The 20,841-nt window shown below is 46.1% G+C and carries 18 protein-coding genes; 16 read left to right on the forward strand and 2 right to left on the reverse strand.

Annotated elements, in window-relative coordinates; all coding sequences use genetic code 11:
- Positions 1-39 precede the first annotated feature (39 nt).
- Entirely contained in the window at positions 40-1,065 is a 1,026-nt protein-coding gene (locus QNO02_RS12775; RefSeq protein WP_289392247.1) for a FecCD family ABC transporter permease, read from the forward strand.
- On the forward strand, positions 1,062-2,075 hold the full coding sequence (locus QNO02_RS12780) for a FecCD family ABC transporter permease (protein WP_289392249.1): 1,014 nt from the start codon (positions 1,062-1,064) through the stop codon (positions 2,073-2,075). The genes QNO02_RS12775 and QNO02_RS12780 overlap by 4 nt, the downstream gene beginning before the upstream one ends.
- A 242-nt stretch (positions 2,076-2,317) precedes the next feature.
- On the opposite strand, the gene QNO02_RS12785 is transcribed toward QNO02_RS12780, so the two are convergent.
- The gene (locus tag QNO02_RS12785; RefSeq protein WP_289392250.1) at positions 2,318-3,427 is read right to left on the reverse strand and encodes a helix-turn-helix transcriptional regulator; all 1,110 of its coding nucleotides are present in this window, start codon (positions 3,425-3,427) and stop codon (positions 2,318-2,320) included.
- Between the two features lie 127 nt (positions 3,428-3,554).
- On the opposite strand from QNO02_RS12785, the gene QNO02_RS12790 reads away from it, so the two are divergent.
- From QNO02_RS12790 to QNO02_RS12850, 13 genes are all read left to right on the forward strand, one after another.
- Positions 3,555-4,262, forward strand: a complete 708-nt coding sequence (locus QNO02_RS12790; RefSeq protein ID WP_289392251.1) for a class I SAM-dependent methyltransferase — start codon at positions 3,555-3,557, stop codon at positions 4,260-4,262.
- Positions 4,246-5,343, forward strand: coding sequence for a saccharopine dehydrogenase family protein (locus tag QNO02_RS12795; RefSeq protein ID WP_289392252.1), 1,098 nt, complete (start codon positions 4,246-4,248; stop codon positions 5,341-5,343). Before QNO02_RS12790 ends, QNO02_RS12795 begins: the two co-directional genes overlap by 17 nt.
- Before the next feature lie 74 nt (positions 5,344-5,417).
- Entirely contained in the window at positions 5,418-5,711 is a 294-nt protein-coding gene (locus tag QNO02_RS12800) for a hypothetical protein (RefSeq protein ID WP_076214685.1), read from the forward strand.
- Between the two features lie 78 nt (positions 5,712-5,789).
- Entirely contained in the window at positions 5,790-7,082 is a 1,293-nt protein-coding gene (locus tag QNO02_RS12805) for an amidohydrolase (RefSeq protein WP_289392253.1), read from the forward strand.
- A 192-nt stretch (positions 7,083-7,274) separates the two neighbouring features.
- On the forward strand, positions 7,275-8,327 hold the full coding sequence (locus QNO02_RS12810; RefSeq protein ID WP_289392254.1) for a dockerin type I domain-containing protein: 1,053 nt from the start codon (positions 7,275-7,277) through the stop codon (positions 8,325-8,327).
- Positions 8,328-8,416: 89 nt separating this feature from the next.
- Positions 8,417-10,369: an S-layer homology domain-containing protein gene (locus tag QNO02_RS12815; RefSeq protein WP_289392255.1), complete on the forward strand. Its 1,953-nt coding sequence runs from the start codon at positions 8,417-8,419 to the stop codon at positions 10,367-10,369.
- Between the two features lie 194 nt (positions 10,370-10,563).
- Positions 10,564-12,528 carry an ABC transporter ATP-binding protein/permease gene (locus tag QNO02_RS12820; RefSeq protein WP_289392256.1) on the forward strand — a complete coding sequence of 655 codons (1,965 nt, stop codon included), beginning with the start codon at positions 10,564-10,566 and terminating at the stop codon, positions 12,526-12,528.
- A gap of 29 nt (positions 12,529-12,557) precedes the next feature.
- Positions 12,558-13,226, forward strand: coding sequence for a response regulator transcription factor (locus QNO02_RS12825; RefSeq protein WP_289392257.1), 669 nt, complete (start codon positions 12,558-12,560; stop codon positions 13,224-13,226).
- Between the two features lie 2 nt (positions 13,227-13,228).
- Entirely contained in the window at positions 13,229-14,560 is a 1,332-nt protein-coding gene (locus tag QNO02_RS12830) for a HAMP domain-containing sensor histidine kinase (protein WP_289392258.1), read from the forward strand.
- A 214-nt stretch (positions 14,561-14,774) separates the two neighbouring features.
- Positions 14,775-16,610, forward strand: a complete 1,836-nt coding sequence (locus QNO02_RS12835; RefSeq protein WP_289392259.1) for a UbiD family decarboxylase — start codon at positions 14,775-14,777, stop codon at positions 16,608-16,610.
- Between the two features lie 284 nt (positions 16,611-16,894).
- Positions 16,895-17,986 (forward strand): HD-GYP domain-containing protein, encoded by a 1,092-nt coding sequence (locus QNO02_RS12840; protein WP_133384535.1) that lies wholly within the window; start codon positions 16,895-16,897, stop codon positions 17,984-17,986.
- A gap of 160 nt (positions 17,987-18,146) precedes the next feature.
- On the forward strand, positions 18,147-18,602 hold the full coding sequence (locus tag QNO02_RS12845; RefSeq protein WP_249910896.1) for an SRPBCC family protein: 456 nt from the start codon (positions 18,147-18,149) through the stop codon (positions 18,600-18,602).
- Positions 18,603-18,634: 32 nt separating this feature from the next.
- Complete coding sequence (locus QNO02_RS12850) at positions 18,635-18,796, forward strand: hypothetical protein (protein ID WP_155985038.1); 162 nt, start codon at positions 18,635-18,637, stop codon at positions 18,794-18,796.
- Position 18,797: 1 nt separating this feature from the next.
- Here QNO02_RS12850 and QNO02_RS12855 read toward each other — a convergent pair whose 3' ends face one another.
- Complete coding sequence (locus QNO02_RS12855) at positions 18,798-20,018, reverse strand: MFS transporter (protein WP_249910895.1); 1,221 nt, start codon at positions 20,016-20,018, stop codon at positions 18,798-18,800.
- A 239-nt stretch (positions 20,019-20,257) separates the two neighbouring features.
- On the opposite strand from QNO02_RS12855, the gene QNO02_RS12860 reads away from it, so the two are divergent.
- Positions 20,258-20,839 carry a TetR/AcrR family transcriptional regulator gene (locus QNO02_RS12860; protein ID WP_091031256.1) on the forward strand — a complete coding sequence of 194 codons (582 nt, stop codon included), beginning with the start codon at positions 20,258-20,260 and terminating at the stop codon, positions 20,837-20,839.
- Positions 20,840-20,841 lie beyond the last annotated feature (2 nt).

Below are 20,841 nucleotides of genomic sequence, written 5' to 3' on the forward strand. Positions count from 1 at the left end.
TTCGTTTGGATTGTCAATAGGTGATGAAAGGGAAACGAGATGAAAAGCAAGCCTGAACAAAAACGCCGTGGGGCGATAAACTTCACCATGTACATGGTAGTAGGGCTTGGATTAACGGTTCTCATGTCGGCGGCATCGATTATGTTTGGTGCTGCTGATATGAGGTTAGCAACGGTATGGGAGGCTATTTTCCGATTTGATCCAATGCGCACTGAACATCAAATTATCCAAACCATACGTCTTCCGCGTACCGTAGCTGATCTGATCGTTGGGTGCAGCCTTGCGGTATGTGGCGCTATCATGCAGGGGACAACGCGCAATCCGCTGGCCGACTCCGGGCTCATGGGGATTAGCTCTGGCGCAGCATTTGCAATTGCACTATGCCTGGCCTTTCTGCCGGGTTATTCGTATTGGCAGATGATGTTGTTCGCTTGTCTGGGAGCAGCGATCGCCACCGGTATGACTTACTTTACCGCGTCACTGGGCAATCGCGGAATGACGCCACAGCGGCTTGTACTGGCAGGTCTATCTATTTCAATGTTGTTTGGCGCACTCAGTCAGTATTTGGCGATCAATTATAACCTGGGCAGAGCATTGACATTCTGGACGGCGGGTAGTACAGCGGGTGTCAAATGGGGAGAATTGCTGATTATCTCACCGCTCTTTGTTGGTGGTATACTGCTGGCACTGGCCTTATCCCCTTCCGTTACATTGCTCAGTTTGGGAGATGATGTGGCAAGTGGACTCGGCATTCGTAGCGGACTGGTCAAGATTTTGTCGACCATTATTGTACTTGTGCTGACTGGATTGGCTGTTGTTGTGGTTGGCCCGGTTGGTTTTGTGGGTCTGATCACCCCGCATATTGTGCGATATATGGTAGGTGTCGACTATCGATACATTATTCCGGCAGCGGCAATATATGGTGCGTTGCTCACCGTATCGGCCGATTTGGCTGGACGCTTGATCAATAAACCGTTCGAAACGCCGATTGCCATTATATTTTCTATCATTGGTGTGCCGTATTTTCTCTTCTTGGCTCGAAGACAAAGGAGGGAATACGAATGACCAAGCGGCGTTATACGGTGAAACGAGGCATTATCATCAATGCAGTGCTTATGGTGCTCATCCTTGTGTTTGCTATCATTAGCATGAATTCTGGCAAGATGAATCTTTCACCGCTAGAAGTGCTGAACGTTCTCATAGGAAACGGTACCGATAAGCAAAATCTGATTGTGTTTGATTTTCGTTTGCCACGAATTGTACTTTCGATCTTGGTAGGTCTGGGGATGGGAGCGGCGGGGGTCGTGATGCAGAGTTTGCTGCGCAATGACATGGCTAGTCCGGGAACACTGGGAATTAGTTCGGGATCGGGTTTGTTTGTCCTGTTCTTCGTTGTATTCATTGCACCAACAGGGAAGAGTTCCTTCATTGCTCTGCCTCTGTTGGCTTTTGTTGGCGGACTATTGGCGGCGGGATTGATCTTCTTATTATCGTATCGCCGCGGACGAGACATCTCACCAATCGGTTTAATCTTGACCGGGGTCGCGCTAGGAAGCGGGTATGGGGCGCTGACGACTTTCTTGACACTCAAGCTGGATGATTCGCAGATGAATTTCATGCTGTATTGGCTCGCGGGGAGCCTATGGGGCGATGATTGGGGCTATATTTCCATACTGACACCATGGGTTTTGATCTTAATCGGTTATATTTTTTACAAGGCTCGCGTACTGAATGCCCTCCATCTGGGCAATCAGACAGCACAGGGGCTTGGTGTTTCCGTAAATCGGCAGTTTTTGGGATTGTCAATCGCTGCTGTTGCTTTATCCTCTGGAAGTGTAGCTGTGGGGGGAAGCTTCTTTTTTGTTGGCTTGATCGCTCCGCATATGGCCAGAAAACTGGTAGGTCCCGATCATAAATTGCTCATTCCGGCTGCCAGCTTGGCCGGGGGACTAGTCGTGGTGTTGGCTGACACGATTACGCGCACGGTTAGCCTGGTAGGAGATGTGCCGACAGGAATCGTCATTACAGTCATTAGTGTTCCATATTTTCTTTATTTACTAGCAAAAGCCAAATAACACAATCAATGAAATGGTCTTGATATTTTGTGGAAAAAGGGTTGGGATAACTGCACGCTGCGTTTAAAAGCAGAATGCACGATATGAAGTTCAACGTTCGTAGCTAGCCTGCATTACCGCTATGTTTATCAATCAATAGCATATAGAAAAAGATGCCATTACGATGATATCGTATTGGCATCTTTTGATTTTTACTCATTATTTGATAGTCAATTTGATTACCGGGAAAATTTCATCAGGATTTATATCGCCGGTTCATCCGACAGTTGGAAACGGGAAACGAAATACCAGATGAGCTCGCGCCGTGAGGATACTTTGGTTTTGGCAAAAATGGATTTTAAATGATCCTGAACGGTGTAGACAGAAATATGCATCGCAGCAGCAATTTCTTTGGATGAATAGCTGCGGAGCACATATCCGAGCAATTCCCGCTCTCGACTGGATAATCCATGGCTCTCGGCGAGCAAGGGAAGCAAATCCTGCGGCATCGCCTGCTCCAAACGGATGGCAATCTGATCCGGTCCCGCGAGGTGTTGCATAAGACTGGCATGAAGTAGGAGGTAACGCCCATCCGGAAGTTGGATACAGACTTTGGAGGGCGAGTCAGGAGTGAGTTGAGTATTTTTAGCCCGTTCTGCCTGATTCTTGCGTTGCAAGTGGGAACTCACTGCACGTACCGGACGGGGCAGAACATCAGGCCCTACATGTTCCAGCATGCGCAATTGGGACAGCCAATATTGAGCGGAGGCGTTCAGGGATAAGAGCTGGAACGTGTCTGAGGTGATCAAAATTCCGGGTTCCTCGGGACTGTCACTCGTAATCTCATCGATCAGTGTCAGGCTCGTGGACCGCAGCATCGATGCAATAGAAGCAGTCCAGGTCTGAATCAGCAACCGTTCGTCTTCTGTAAAAAAAGAATTCTCACTCTTGCGATACAGCGTCAGGTATCCCCAACAAGCGTCTCCACTGACTAATACAGCGCGCAGTTCATCACCAAACCCAGCTGGCTGAAGAATGTTGATGTACCTTGAGCTTTGTTCAGAGTGTGCATTCACGGATGCATGAAGTAAAGCTGTATGTTCACCGCTTCGTATTAATTCAGCGTATTTATGTATATCTTCTTCCATATATTCATTGACGAATAACCGATCATGAATGGCCTCAATGCCATCTTCTGTCACGGCTCCTGTGGAGAGAAGAGTCAGAGGATCAACGGTGGTAAAACAGTATGCGTCGTAAGGTACAACCGTATGGATCTGCTTGAGAACAGCTTCCCGATAGGTACGTGAGGTCCAGGTTCCTTTTTCAAGAGAAGTGATAAGTCTATGGTTCCGATCAATACGTGATGTCAACAAAATTACTCCTCTCTCTGCGCATATCCCAATGTTCTGGGATTGTAGGCTCGCCGTATCCTTCTATAATGAAATTAGACGAACAACGAGTCAAGTCTAACTTCAATTCAAGAGGAGTGCGGTGTCCATGAATCACAATCCATCACCGATGAGCTGGGAAACAGCAGATGTTCATCGTTACGAACAATCGATAGCCCTGAAAATTCCAGGTTATTCTCATATGCATGATCTAATGGAACGGCTGCTTGCAGCATCGATTACGGATAACAACGATATTCATATCCTTGTTGCCGGAGCGGGAGGGGGAAAAGAGATTGCTCTGCTCGGATCACGTCATGCCGGTTGGACATTGACTGGAGTAGATCCATCACAGCCCATGCTGCAACTTGCTGAGAAACGAGTCGAGGAAGCAGGCATCGGTTCCAGAGTGAAGCTGCAACCTGTCACGGTTGAAGAATTGCCGGAGGATATCGTATATGATGGGGCGACAAGCATGCTCATGTTACATTTCCTTCAGGGGATGGAGGCCAAGAGAACGTTTCTGACCAGCCTCGCAGCGAGACTTAAACCGGGTGCACCATTGATTGTTGCGGCTGTAAATGCCGATCTTCGTTCACCTGCACATCCAATCATGATGCAAGCTTGGAAGGATCACATGTTGAGTGTGGGCGTTCTTCCTGAAGAGTGGGAGCGCTTTGCTGCTTCCCTGGGCCGTGAATCCGACCCAATATGCTCTGAAGAGATGACTCAGCTACTGACCGAATGCGGTTTCTCACATATTACACGTTACTTCGGGGCGTTCTGGGTGGAGGGGTATTATGCAATTCGAAACTAACGTGAAACCTATGAAAGATCAGATCTGGGTGGTTGGCGGTTATGGTCAAGTGGGACAGATGATATGTACTCAACTGGGGAAATTGTTCCCGGGTAAAGTATGGGCTGCGGGTACACGCATGAACCGTGCGGAAGAGTTCAGCAGGTCTACAGGTGGCGCTGTACTACCGCTTCAACTGGATGTAACACGACCTGTAGAGCCATCTATGTTAAGGCCAGTGAAGCTGGTCATCATGTGTGTGGACCAAAGCGATACCCTGTTTGTTGAAGCCTGTGCACAAGCCGGAACCGATTATATTGATATTTCTGCAAAATATGATTTTCTCGCCCAGGTGGAACAACTGCACACCAAAATGCAACGTTCCAAATCGACTGCGATACTCAGCGTTGGATTATCTCCCGGAGTGACTAATTTGCTTGTACGTGAAGCGACCATGCATATGGATCAGGTGGAGGAAGCAGACATTACCGTAATGCTGGGACTTGGAGAGAAACACGGAAAAGCTGCCGTGGAGTGGACCGTTGATCAGATGAATGCCACCTACCAAGTGATGCAAAAGGGCAAATCTGCTGAGGTACAAAGTTTCGGAGATGGCAAATGTATTGATTTTGGAGCGGAACTGGGGAACCGAAAGGCGTATCGATTTAACTTTTCCGATCAGCACGTGGTTGCTCGGACGTTACGTATTCCAACCGTATCTACCAGACTCTGTCTGGACTCCCGCTGGATCACAAGATCCATGGCAATCTCCAAACGTGCAGGGTTGTTTTCGTTGCTGCGTATCCCGTCTATTCGGAGTGGAACGGTTAAGGCATTTGGCCTTATTCCTGGGGGAGAGCCGATGTATGCAGTCAAGGTCGATGCCGTAGGGTGGGAAAATGGTGAGCAAATCCGCGTCGAACAACTACTGGTCGGCGCAAAGGAAGCAGATGCAACAGCAGCAGTAGCTGCAGCCGTGGCAGAACGTGTGTATAAAACAGAGATGCCACATGGTGTATTTCATATTGAACAGTGTCTCTCTTTGCAGGACATTCAGGATGCACTTCATACGCCACTAAAGGTGACGACCAAGATCACCTAGTTACATGTTCTTTTGCTGGGAACCGCCGATCTGCTATGATGGAACAATAATCATGGCATGAATGGAGGGAGATCATGAACTGCGTTGCTGTATTACCTTATTACAAAGTACAGAGAGAAGTGACGGGTCTCGCCCAAGAGATTGAGATGAATGCCCGTTCCATGATTCTGTATTCAGATAAAATCGTGACCAAATACCGCGAGTTCAACATCACGGAAGTGTTTGATATGTCATTTCGCCGTATGGGTGACGAAGGTGGATTTTTCTATTTGCACACAAGCACAGGAGTATATCCATATATGGTCGAAATCGACCCCAAACCGTTTATACAAAGTTTCAGAAAGATGACAATTCAAAAATTAAAATGACTTGACCTTGCCGTTACGTGAAGGCTTACCCTCGGATATGGAAGGAACCATAACCAATTCAGAGGAGCTGTGAATGTAATGAGTATACTGATTCAGCAAGCTACGATCCTAACGATGAAAGATGCCGATGCCCCCTTTACGGGGGATATTCGTGTTGAGGGAGATCGCATTACGCAGATTACTGATCACATTCTGCCTCAACCGCAAGATGAGATTATCGATGGACGCAATAAGGTTGCCATGCCAGGACTGATTAATGCCCACCAACATACACCGATGAGTCTGCTCCGGGGATTCTCGGATGATCTGAAGCTGATGGACTGGCTTGAACGCAAAATGTTGCCTGCCGAGGCGCGGATGAACCCGGAAGACATCTATTGGGGTGCCAAGTTATCCATCGCCGAGATGATCCGTTCGGGTACCACTGCTTTTGCGGATATGTATATCCATATGAATGAGATTGCAGAAGCGGTTAAGCAAACGGGTATGCGGGCATCGCTTACACGTGGGATGGTATTCATGGAGGAGGATGGGGGACGCAGGTTGCAGGAGGCAACCGATCTGGTGCAACGCTGGTCTGGAGCGGCCGATGGGCGAATTACAACCATGTATGGGCCCCACTCACCCTACACTTGTCCCATGGAGCCGCTACGTGAAGTCATTGCTCTGGCTGTCACGGAGGATATCCCGCTACATATTCATCTGGCTGAGACGAAGGAAGAAGTTGTGAAGATCCGTGAGCGCTATGGCATGACACCAACAGAGTATTTGGAAGAGGCGGGTATGTTCGAACAGGCACATGTGTTGCTTGCGCATGGTGTACACCTCAATCGAAGGGACATCGGCAGATTGAAGGGCATGCGCGGCGGTGTAGCACACAATCCAGTCAGTAATCTGAAGCTGGGGTGTGGAATTGCTCCGATCACCGAGATGTTGGCACAGGGGATTAACGTGGGAATCGGAACCGATGGAGTGGGAAGTGCCACAACCGTGGATATGTTCGAGGAGATCAAAGCCGCGACCTGGCTGCAAAAGCTGGACTATGGCGATCCCACTCGCTTGCCAGCCAAGGACGTACTAAGCATGGCTACACGCGGAAGTGCTAGTCTGCTTGGTCTACAGGATGAAGTGGGTATGCTTGAGGTGGGTCGCAAAGCTGATCTGATCCTGATCGATCTGGCGAAACCACATCTTCAACCGATACATGAGGTAGAGTCGCTACTGGCTTACAGTGTAAATGGGGCGGATGTGGACACCACCATTGTGAACGGTCAGATCCTCATGCGAGGCAGGAAACTGCTGACGATTGATGAGGATGAACTCTACCGTGAGGTAAAGGTTAGAGCAAAAAGAATTGTTGAGGGAATTTAATTTTTAGTGAATTTGATCCAAACTGGAAAAATATTTGTACTCAAAACGCTATGGAGGCTTACTCCATGGCGTTTTTTGTCGAATTATAACTGGGAATAGGTCCATGGTCCTGTTCAGAATCGGTTCAGAATAGCCCGTTATACTGAGCATGTAGTTGTTCAAATTTGAAATGTGCACGAGGAGGAACATGAATTGAAGGGGAAACAAAACAAAAAACGGCTTAAGCCGATATTGAAAAAAAGCATGTTGACTGCACTCGGTTTGGGCATTGCGTTGCCTATAGGTGGAGCGCTTCCACAGGTTAACGCAGGAGCAATTGGTCCGGTAATAAACATTTCACGACCTGTTCTTAACGATGGCATCCAGTGGTTAAATTATTCATCGGAACAAAACGATCCTTCTTTTGTGTCCGGTGTACCCATCGAGGTAACGAACAATATAGTTAGAATCGATTTGAGTACCCATTTACGATCTGATGAGTTTAATACGCTCACAGCCAGTTCAGATGATAGCAGTATAGCTGAGGTGTATGTAGAAACGAGACAAGATGAAAATATGCCAACGCCTACAAGTACATTGGTGATTATTCCTTACAAGAGCGGCAAAATCAACATCGAATTGAAGGCTTATTATACTGTATCTAATTTACCGGAAACGGTTACGGATAACTTTGAACTTAACATTAGTAAAAAAGGGGATGTAAATGCAGACGGAAAAGTGAATTCTCTGGATGCAGCAGACCTTTTGACTTATCTTCGTAACATGGTAAGTCGCCGCGGCTTTACCTACGTAGAGATGAACCGAATGGACGTGGATCGTAATGCGGAACCCTCTTTGGGGGATATGAATGCGTTGTTAAACGGATATGCCAACAAAACACTTGGCGCGAAAAACAATGATTATGTGTTGACCTTCCAACAAGTGGACGATGTGCCGTATGTGTTGAATGGTGAATTGAAGGGTTACATGCAAATTGGAAATGCAATTGGCGCTGATTATTATTTAATGGATGTTGATAGGGATGATATTGCTACTCCTTCTTATCAGTGGTACCGTGCAACAGACGCTTCAGGAGAAGATATGGAGCTGATTTTAGGGGAAACAGGAGAACAATATACTGTCAGATCTGAGGACGTTGATTATTACCTTGTGCTTGAAGTGATTGCACAGTCCTCTTCGGACGCGAATACGAAACCTAGACGAGCGTACATTGTTGGAAAAGAAGCAGTACAACGACCTATTTAATTTAAAAATTCAAATTAGATAACGGGTAACAATACTTTTCTATCTATACCAAACGATCTATCAATTGATACAGACATGGAGGCTAATACATGTTTCAACCGAAAAAGAAACGTCCAAGAATCAGAAGAACGATGTCAGGTCTGATCGCACTGACGTTACTCTCGTCACTCGTATTCCCGAGTGTAGCAGGAGCAGAGTCGACGGAGCCATCAGAGGTGCAATTTGCAAATGTTACTGTACAGGCTGGGCAGACGGTTCATGTCCCTGTTACATTAAAGCAGTCCTATTCCCAGGTTAGCGCTTATAATATGCAGATTGATTATGATACATCTGCATTGGAAGTTGTCCGTATCACGCCTAAATCTGTCAACACCATTAGCACATCCCCGGAGGAAACTGGTGTAGGAGACTTCCAGTACGTAATTAATAATGAAGAAGGCTGGGTAAGGATCATCTGGGTTGATTTCAATGCAGGTGAACGTCTGGTTTTAGACGAACAACAATTATTTGATATTGAGGTCAAAGCCAAAAGTAATGCAACTCCTGGAACAAAACAGCTCACAGTGGAGCAAAGCGATTCAGAACATTGGCATTTTACGAATGTAGAACACAATAGTGCTGCGCAGTTGTCCGGTGGAACAATCACAATTACAGCAGCAAACTCAGGTGGCGACAATTCTGGCTCGACACCTACACCGAATCCTGGTAACTCTTCGGGTGGAGGAGGAGGGAGTGTATCACCAACTTCACCCGTCGTTACCCCAGTTCCATCCACTCCAGCGGTAACCAAAGGTGTAGACATCTATGTGAACGGACAGAAACAGGAACAATCTGCGAGGGCTACCACATCAACGGTAAACAATCAGGTTACCACCACGGTTCATGTGGATAATGACAAAGTCATTAATCAGATTGGAAGTGGACTAAGAACACTTCTGCTGCCGATTACGGGTACAGGTAAGGGCGCGGTCGTTGGTGAACTGAACGGCAAGCTGGTCAAAACAATGGAAGGAAGTAATGCCGAAGTTGTCATTCAGACTGACAGTGGTACATACACCCTCCCAGCTAATCAGATTCAGGTGGATCAGATTCATAACCAATTTGGAGGAACGACTCCACTCGAAGATATCACAATTCAAATCGCTATTGCGCCTAGTGCCACATCTAAACAAACAGCAATTCAGGCCGCAGCGGATAAGCTGGAGAACACAACGGTGATCGCAGCTCCGATTGATTTTGAAGTAAAAGCGATCTGGAATGGGCAGCAAGTTAATGTGGATCGTTTTAACTCCTATGTAGAGCGCACTATTACATTGCCGGAAGGTGTCGATGGTTCAAAGATCACGACAGGAGTTGTGCTTCAGCCAGATGGCAGCCTTCTGCATGTACCGACCAAGGTTATCAAAGGTAACTTGCAAGATTCTGCTATCATTAACAGCTTGACGAACAGCACTTACGCTCTGATCTATCACCCGGCAACATTCAGCGATGTATCAAGTCACTGGAGTCGTGATGACGTACAGGATCTGGCATCCCGTCTGATCGTACAAGGTACTGCTGAGAACGTGTTTGCGCCAGACCGGAGTATTACACGAGCAGAGTTTACGGCTGTTCTGTTAAGAGGTTTGGGTCTTCACTCCCCGCGCAGTACAGAAGCGGCATCGTTCACAGATGTGAAGACTGGCAGCTGGTATGAGGATGAGGTTCAGACGGCTGTATCCTACGGCCTAATCTCAGGTTATGCTGATGACAGCTTCCGTCCGAACAGCGAAATTTCTCGTGCTGAAGCGCTGACCATTGTGTCACGTGCAATGAAACTGGTCGGTCTGGCACAGGCCGACGCGTCAGAGACAACAAGTCTGCTGAGCACATACAGCGATAGCGCTACAGTACAAGCATGGGCAGCAGAGCCGGTTGCATCGGCGATTAAACAAGAGCTGGTACAAGGTGCTGATGGCAAGCTGATGACAGATGCAGACATTAGTCGTGCACAATCTGCGGCAATTGTGAAAAGGCTGCTGGCAAAAGCCGGATTAATCTAATCAAATTTTGGACACCTACACTTACTTGAAATGATTTATTTCAAGCAAGCTGTAGGTGTTTTTTTTGCATATCGTTTTTCTCGAACCTCTTATAGATGCAATGGTCCAGTTCATTATCAGTTCATACTGATTTGTTACGATATGAACATCAAATAGATAGATATTGTGCATGATCAGGAGAGGAAGAGATCCATATGAAAATACTAGAAGTTAAAAATGTGAAGAAATCATACACCTTATATGGAAAAGAAAAAGTTCCCGTACTCCACGGTTTGAACCTGAGTTTTGAGACAGGGGAATTTGTCTCCATCCTTGGCGAATCTGGCTGCGGTAAGTCGACACTGATGAATATCATTGGTGGCATGGACTCCGACTATGAAGGGGACGTCGTTGTTCGAGGCAAGAACTTAAGTGCCATGACAGAGAAAGAAATGGATGATTATCGGAAGAACAATATCGGTTTTGTCTTTCAAAATTTCAATCTGATCCCGCATCTGTCTGTCCTCGAAAATGTGATGATTGCGATGCAAATGACGGATACCAGTGAGAAGGAGCGGAACCAACGTGCTGTTGATATTTTGACAGAGGTGGGGCTGAAGGATCATCTGAACAAACGTCCCAACCAGTTATCCGGCGGTCAGAAGCAACGGGTTTCCATTGCACGGGCTTTGTCCAACAATCCCGATATTATTCTGGCTGATGAACCGACGGGTGCTCTGGATAGGGAAAACGGAGATCAAATCCTCGCTTTGCTGGACAGTATAGCCAAAAAGGGAATGCTGGTGATTGCCGTAACTCACTCGCAGAAAGTCGCTGATTCCGGTACACGTATTGTGAAGGTTGAAGAGGGGCGCATTAGTGACGATATTCACCTGAAAGATCCTTCTACGGCTGTTTACGAGAGTGGTCAGGATTCTTCCCGGAGCCTGAGCTTGCTTGCTTCATTCAAGATGGCACTTAAAAATATGAAACTCAACGGCAAGCGTAATGTACTGGTAGCATTGGGTGGATCTATAGGTATATTAAGTGTACTCCTGATGCTCTCCTTGGGGAATGGTATAACGACGTATATGAATGACGAAATCAATTCAAGTATGGACCCTTTGCTCGTGGATATAACAAAGCCGAGTGAAGAAGCCAAGGACATGCAAGGCCCCGAGGCCTTGATGGCACCAGGTGAACCGTTCACCGAAGCTGATATCGAGACGATCCGAAATTTCCCTAATGTGGATCATGTAGAGACGATCACGACCATTACAGGCAAATCCACTATGGTGAATGAAAAACAAAGTGTAGGACTCACACAGTTAACAACGTTAACGGATGCTTTTGATCCAGCACTGATGACAATTGGTGTTCTGCCAGTAGAAAATCAGATGCTGTTACCTCTCGATACGGCGAAACAATTAAGCGGAAATGACCAAGCTGAATCCATGATCGGCAAGTCCGTGTTTCTATATATCAATGAGATGGATGGCAATAATAAACCGTTAACTTTGGAGAAAGAAGTAACCATCTCAGGGATCTACGAAGCGGCAGATCCACGATCTCCAATGCAGCAATCCCCGGGATACATTTCATCAGAGACGTTGGAGCAAATGTATACGGACAAAGGAATAACAATCGGGCCGATTCAGGTTAACGCCTATGCAACCGATATGAAATATGTCAATGATATCAATGAAGCTGCTGTTGATGCTGGCTTCGCAGGCTCCCAGATGGCCAAAGTTATGGAGAATATCACCACATATGTAAGTATGGCTTCCATTGTACTCGCGGGTATTGCAGGCATTTCGTTAATCGTATCTGGTATTATGATATTGGTTGTACTCTATATTAGTGTCGTGGAACGGACGAAAGAGATCGGCATTCTTCGGGCCATTGGAGCACGAAAGAAAGATATCAAGCGCATATTCTTCTCCGAATCTGCCTTATTAGGCGTATTTAGTGGTATTATTGCGGTGATCTTTGCAGTGATCATTAGTTATGTATTAAATATTCTATTGGACAATGCGTTTGGAGCAAAACTCATTAATCTCTCGGGATATTATATCTTGTTTGGTATCGTGGTAAGTACAGGAATTAGTATTGTGGCCGGTTTGATGCCATCATCAAAAGCGGCGAAGCTGGACCCGATGGAATCCTTACGATACGAATAAATATCAATTTTGGAAAGGATAATGGCTGCATGAACACAATTCTGGTGGTGGACGATGATTCCCATATCCGCAAATTAATCCGAATCTATCTTGAAAAGAATCAATTCTCCGTGCTGGAAGCACCAGACGGTCAAGAGGCTTTAGATATCCTCTCGCATACGAAAGTTGATCTGGCGATTGTGGATGTAATGATGCCGCGAATAGACGGCATTGAACTGACGGAAGATATTCGGTCCTATCTGGATATTCCAATCTTGATGGTGACGGCCAAGGGAGAATCCAAGGACAAAGTCAGAGGATTTAATGCCGGGTCAGACGATTACCTGGTTAAACCGTTTGATCCTGTGGAGTTAATCCTGCGTGTAAAATCGTTACTGAAACGATATAACAAAAATTCATCAAACATGATTCAGATCAGCGGTGTGACGATTGATTTGGGCAATCTGATGGTCATTGCGGATGGACAAACTATCGAATTGAAAAAGAAGGAATGTGAATTGTTATTTTCTCTGGCGAGTTCGCCAGGGAAAATATTCACACGTACACAGCTTATAGATGATATATGGGGTATCGATTACGAAGGAGATGAGCGCACGGTTGATGTACATATCAAACGGTTAAGGGAACGGCTTGAACCTGTACCTGAGCTAGTGATCTCAACGATAAGAGGACTTGGATATCGTCTGGAGCGGGCATGAACATGTTTAGGAAAAGCCTGCGACTTCGCATCGTAGCTACTTTTATCGGGATTGTTCTGGTGAGTTTGATTCTCTCCTTTATGTTAAATAACGGGTCCCAGGAGAAGACACCTAATCGGTTTATGGTTACTTTTGCTGAAGATCTCGCTACACTGATTAACCTGATTGATGATCCGGAAAAAGTGAAATCAAGCTTCGATATCTTTGCTCGCTACGGCTTGAATATCACTCCTGTGAATGAACAAAGTGAAGTGTTATCTTCCTTGCCAGAGGACAAAGTTCATTCGTTATTTGAAACGGGTACAACAGATGCCATTTTTTTGTCCAGTAAAGATGGAATTGCAACCATAGGTGTTCCCGGAACAAACGAGGGGATTGGCACATTTCTGATTCAAAGTGATTTCTCCTCTCTTTTTCATACATTGCGAAACACGCTCTTAACCTCACTGTTAACGGTTCTGGTCATCGGTAGCCTATTAATCCTGTTCATGTCCGGGTACATTGTGAAACCGATTAAGAGATTAACGGTTGCAGCGAAGGAGATGTCATCTGGAGACCTGTCGGTCCGCTTGAAACATAATAACAAGGATGAGTTTGGCGAACTAATGGAGAGCTTTAATCATATGGCGAGTGAGTTGCAAAAAATCGATTCGGTTCGTGATGACTTTGTCAGCAACGTCTCTCATGAAATGCAGTCTCCGCTCACTTCGATCAGGGGATTTACCAGAGCACTACAAGATGGTGTTATTCCTCTGGAAGAGCAGAAAGAGCATTTGGATATTATCTATGAGGAAACGCTGCGCTTATCGAGGCTCAGTGATAATCTGCTTCGGCTAGCCTCGCTGGATTCAGAGCATCATCCGGTTCATTTCACCACGTTCCAGGTAGATGAACAATTAAGAAGGGCGATCTTACTGGCGGAGCCGCAGTGGGCGCAGAAGGATATCCAGATCGAGTTGGACTTGTTGCCCTGCGAAATCACAGTGGACAAAGATTTGTTTGATCAGGTCTGGCAGAATTTAATAAACAATGCGATCAAATACACCGGTCCTAAGGGGACCATTCATGTCGAAATTGAGACGTCATCTTCATTTGTGAAGGTATTGATTAGAGATTCTGGACAAGGCATTCCTGAGGAAGCTCTTCCGTATATCTTTGATCGATTCTATATGGTGGACAAAGCCCGAAGCAGCTCGCTTCGAGGCAATGGATTGGGGTTGTCCATTGTGATTAAAATTTTGAAATTGCATCAATGTACAATTGATGTAGAGAGCGAAGTCGGAAAAAGTACGCAGTTTATTGTCACGATCCCCAGATCGACCATTACACCTTAAGGCAAGTCAGAACAGAGAGAGCAGCAATATGGTAACAATTGGTTCCTGTGCGTTCAGGATTCAAATTGCTGCCATATTGCTTTTTTATATCTGTATTCGCGACAAAATTTCACGTATAGTTTTGTTTAGCAGTGGATCATTTGATAAAATAGAAGAGACGTTATGTGAATCTATGAACTTAATCAATTTATCATACACAGAATGGAGCCATCCAATGAAATATCGCAATATGGAAGATTGTATTAACGATCTGGAGCAGCACGGTCATTTGATTCGGGTCAAAGAAGAGGTTGATCCTCATCTGGAGATGGCAGCGATCCACATGAAAGTGCACGAGGCTAAAGGCCCTGCGTTATTATTCGAAAATGTAAAAGGCTCAAAGTTCCAGGCTGTATCGAATCTGTTCGGCACGGTGGAACGAAGCAAATTCATGTTCCGCGGTACACTCGAAGGCGTACAACGGGTCATGGCTGTTCGTGACGATCCCATGAAGGCGCTTAAGACGCCATTTCAGCATGTCCGCACAGGTCTTGCTGCATGGCAGGCACTGCCAAAGCAGAAGTCTATCAGCCTACCCGTGTCGGCACAAGAGATTCAAATCTCGGACCTGCCGCTCATCAAACACTGGCCTATGGACGGTGGGGCATTCGTAACGTTGCCACAGGTGTATTCCGAAGATCCAGATAAGCCAGGCATCATGAATTCCAATCTGGGGATGTACCGGGTTCAACTAAATGGCAATGATTTTGAATTAAACAAAGAAATTGGATTGCACTATCAGATTCATCGCGGAATTGGTATACATCAAGCCAAAGCGGTCAAAAAGGGAGAACCATTGAAAGTTAGTATTTTCATTGGGGGTCCACCCGCACATACACTTTCAGCGGTTATGCCTTTGCCTGAAGGACTCAGTGAGATGACATTTGCCGGTCTGCTCGCTGGACGTCGTTTCCGGTACAGTTACAAGGACGGGTATTGCATTAGCAATGATGCCGATTTTGTCATCACGGGTGATATCTACCCAGGCGAGACAAAGCCCGAAGGTCCGTTCGGGGATCATCTGGGTTACTACAGTCTGACGCATGAATTTCCGCTAATGCGTGTGCATAAAGTCTATGCCAAACCTAATGCTATCTGGCCGTTTACGGTTGTTGGTCGTCCACCGCAAGAGGATACGGCTTTTGGGGATTTGATTCATGAGATTACTGGAGACGCGATCAAACAGGAGATTCCAGGTGTCAAAGAAGTGCATGCGGTCGATGCGGCAGGGGTCCATCCATTGCTATTTGCAATCGGCAGTGAACGTTACACGCCGTATCAGGCGGTGAAGCAGCCGACAGAGTTGCTTACGATTGCCAATCGTATTTTGGGTACGGGTCAGCTCAGTCTGGCGAAGTATCTCTTCATTACCGCAGAGGATCAGCAGCCTTTGGACACCCATAAGGAAGTTGAATTCCTGACCTATATCTTGGAGCGCATGGATATGCAGCGGGATATTCATTTCCATACCCATACGACCATTGATACATTGGATTACTCGGGTACAGGGCTGAACAGCGGTAGCAAAGTTGTTTTTGCAGCCTATGGCGACAAGATTCGGGATCTGTGCACGGAAGTGCCGGAGTCTTTGAAAAACATTCGTGGTTATGAGAATCCGCAGCTCATCATGCCGGGTATCGTTTCGATCCAGACATCGGCCTTCACGAGTTATGCGGATACAGCACAGGAGATGCAAGCATTCACTTCTCTATTGAAAGAACAAGGCGATCTGGACTCGTGTCCGATGATCATTCTATGTGACGACAGTTCGTTCCTGAGTGCTAACCTCAGCAACTTCTTATGGGCAACGTTTACTCGAAGCAACCCTTCACATGACATGTACGGGGTTAATAGCGGATATGACCACAAGCATTGGGGTTGTGATCAGGTCATTATTGATGCACGTACCAAACCTCACCAGGCACCGCCGCTGATTCCCGATGCTTCGGTCGAGAAGAGCATTGAACGTTTATTTGTTAAAGGGGCTAGTCTGGGTTCGATCAAAATCTAATTTGAGATGTCTTGAAGAAGTTCAAACGAAAGAGTTTGAACTTCTTTGGCTTACTCTGATACGGCAATGAGGCACAAAAGTGTGTAAAAGTTTAAAACCGGGACTAATTTGGATGTTGGAGTGAGGATAAAGTCTTATACGTTCGTATTTACCATTGTGATTAAGGTCGTTTGAACTATGTATGAAATGAAGAATTATAACGATATAAAGAAGTATAGGTATTTTTGTGGCCCCGTTCCGTTGGGTGCTGTTACTATAATGAATTGTTCAGGGGGAATACCGATTTGAGAATCCATATTATGAACCTGCAAGACGGAGACCGTCTAACTGCGGATACATTCAGCGATGCAGGATTACACGTTCTCGGGAAGGGAACTGTGATCAAAGGTGAGGATATCTCCTTGCTTATGCAGCACCGTGTAGATTATGTAGATATTGAATCACGCGAAGAGGAAATCACTGAAGCAGAATTTTTTGCTGCAGCGGCAAAGCATGCTTCCGGGTTAAGTACTAGCACGAAGGAAGAAGCACCTGAAGAAGAGATGAAGTCCCAATTTATTCAGACTGTACATAATTATCAAAATGCTTTTCTCGAAGCTCTGACCGTTGGCAAGTTCAACGCCACCATGGTGGATGATGCACTGCAACCGATGGTTGAGGGACTGGATGAGCAGAAAGATGTCGTTCATCTCCTGATGATGCTGGAGCGGGATGACGTCAATAACTATACACATTCAATCCAGGTAGGATTGTTGTCCTTCTACCTTGCGAACTGGCTTGGATATTCTCAGAAGGAGAGTTATCAGATTAGTCGCGGTGGTTATCTGCATGACATTGGAAAGTGCAAAGTATCCCACCGGATTCGGAACAAAACAGAACCGTTGACGGCTGATGAGCAGCTTGAAATGCAACGTCACACCATATATGGTCATGAAATTATCAAAAATTCGATGACGGATGAAGCGACAGCACTGGTTGCTCTGCAGCATCACGAACGGGAAGATGGGTCGGGTTATCCGATGCAACTTGAGAAAAGTGAAATTCATCCATATACACAAATTGTATCTGTAGCGGATATCTATATAGGCATGAGATCCGGGAATCACGGAGGAAGCAATCCAAACCTGATCAACAACCTTAGAGATATCTATGGAATGGGATTTGGTAAATTGAATGAAAAACCGGTTCAGGCATTGATGCAACATTTGCTTCCTAATTTCATCGGGAAACAGGTTCTGCTCAGCAATGGAGAAAAAGGTGTTATTGTCATGAACAATACATCTGATATTTTCAAACCACTCATCAAAGTGGAGTCTGAAGAATATCGCGATCTCTCCAAAGAGCGTACGCTTGCCATTGATGAATTGCTTATTTAATCTGAATATGATCTGTATTCCTTACTTATATTGAGAACGGGCCTCCTGTACTAAGACAGGGGACCCGTTTTTTGTTATATCATCCACGATGTGTTGTTCGACCAAGGAAGCAAGCGTATACTTGCAAAGACCTTATTTTTCCTGCCAAGGAGCGATCGCCATGATTGAAGTGACAACCGAGATTACGATACATGCCTCGATTGAACGGTGCTTTGACTATGCCCGGGATATTGATGTACATACTCAGACCGTCTGGCAACATACGCGAGAGCGAGCAGTCGCAGGAGTAACCACAGGAAGAATTGGAGCAGGGGATACAGTTACATTTCAGGCTACTCATTTTGGTATCAGACAGAAGCTGAAGTCCCGAATTGTGCAGTTTGAACGACCTTTCCTCTTTGTGGATCAGATGGAGAAAGGGGCTTTCAAGAGCATGCGACATGAACATCATTTCAGCGTAATTGGGGATCAGATGACTTGCATGAGAGACACACTTCGATTCGAAGCTCCACTTGGATTGCTGGGATGGGCAACCGAACGACTTGTGCTGAAGAGATACATGCAGGCATTTCTGGAGAGTCGCAATCGTAAGCTCAAAGATATGCTTGAGCAGTAGTCATAATTGAAGGGATAGAGGAGAGAAGACGTTTGATGGATAATGAATATTTTGTAGGTTGGGGCACGCTTGCCTTGATTAATGCCGGACTAGCTCAGGGAAAAAACAGAAGTGGTCGGAACTGGTTTCTGATTTCCCTGTTATTTGGTCCGTTAGCAACCCTCTTTATTGTGGTGTGGAATAAACTGGACTAATTCAACGATTGAGATTCCGATGCATATAACGATCGATCATCCAGAACACAAGGGCTGCTGCACTAACGCCAGCACCTAACCAGCATACGGCTGTCCAGCCCGCCCATGCATGCACTTGGGTAGAAACGATGGAGCCGGTTGCACTGCCGATGGAATAAAAGATCATATAAGCTGCCGTCAGGCGACTCTGTGCTTCGGGGCGAACTTCGTAGATCAGGCTCTGGTTGGTAACATGTACGGCCTGCACGGCGAGATCGAGCAGGATAACACCCAGGATCAGGAACCAGAGAGAATGATGGACATAACCGATGGGCAGCCAGGACAAGAGCAGAACGACAAGGGCGACACCGGTTGTTTTCTGCCCAAGGCCCTGATCGGCGAGTTTACCTGCACGGGCAGCGGCCAGTGCCCCAGCCGCTCCTGCCAGACCGAATGCACCTATGACCGTATGAGACAAGGACAGTGGAGGGCTACTTAGTGGCAGTACCATAGAAGTCCACAAGATGCTGAAGGCTGTAAAAATCAACATGGCCAGCACACCTCGTACTCGTAACACACGCAACTCACGGTACAGTTGCAAGACGGAACCGAGTAATTGGATATAGCTTTGTTTCACTTGTGGTGATTGCTGCCTTGGGAGAACAAAAAATAATGCGACAATTCCGAGTAATGTAAGGCTGGCAGAGAACAGATATACCGATCTCCACCCGAGCCAATCGTTCAGTGTACCTGCAACCGTTCGTGCAAGTAAAATGCCAATGACGATTCCGCTGGTTACCTGCCCGACAATGCGACCACGTTCGGACGGGGCTGCTAAGTGTGCAGCAAAGGCAACGAGCGTTTGCGTAATGACGGCTAATAAACCAACGACAGCCATGCCCGTGAATAAAAGTGAGCTGGATTGTGCGGTTCCTACGAGAACCAGTGCAAGCACAGATAAGAGCATTTGAATGATGATCAGCTTGCGGCGATTTAAGAGGTCACCAAGCGGAACGAGAAGGAACAGCCCCAAGGCATAACAGATTTGAGTCACTGTGATGACAATCCCTATGGATGATGGAGAGAGACTGAATTCTTGAGCAATGGAGTCCAGCAGAGGTTGAGCATAATAAATATTGGCGACCGCAAGTCCGCTGCACACGGCAAAGAGAAGAGCAACTAACCGTGACATGGCAGGACGATCCTTATTGGATAATTGTGCATCTGAAGAAGAAGTTTGCATGCGTATTTGTCACCTTTCTATTATGTACTGATCGGTATGTTATGTTTCGGGATAACCATACTTTATTTACGTGAATTCTGTCAACAGAGAATTGGATGAGATTTTCAATTTGGTTAAAAACGCTTTATGGAAGAGTTTTTTTAATTTTAATAATCTTTATTGAGTGATCTTTGACTTATCCATTGGTATGAGGTTAAAATATATAAACATACTGATCGATACATAAAGAGGTGAATTGTATGGTTAGACAACGGGAATTTGATACGGATAAAGCACTCGATGCAGCGATGCATACGTTTTGGGACAAGGGATTTGAAGCGGCATCTTTAAATGACTTGACGACCGCAATGGGCATACAACGTCCCAGTCTGTATGCGGCTTTTGGCGATAAAAAGGAATTATTTGAAACAGCACTTCGCAGGTATACCACTCAGCATGCTGCTCAAGTCAGAGCCAGACTTCAACAGAGCTCCTCCGTGCGAGAAGCCTTTCGTGGACTGTTTGAACATATAGGAGCAGAGGGGAGTGTGACCGAGCCTAGTCACGGCTGTTTTTGCATTAATACGATGGTTGAACTGGCTCCACATGATCCCAAATTCGCTGTCCTTACACGGGAGCATCAGATGTACCTGGGTGTTCTTTTCAAAGAAACGATAGAACGAGGGCAACAGAGCGGGGAATTGTCCCTCCAATTGAACGCGAGTGCGGTAGCACAGTCTTTGGTGGTATCCATGATTGGATTGACTGTTCTGATGAAATCAGGACCGGACCGCTTGTTTGTAGAGCAAAGCATCCAGGTTACACTATCTTTGTTGCAATAATA

Source organism: Paenibacillus sp. PK1-4R (assembly GCF_030369595.1).
In the GTDB taxonomy this organism is placed as follows: domain Bacteria; phylum Bacillota; class Bacilli; order Paenibacillales; family Paenibacillaceae; genus Paenibacillus.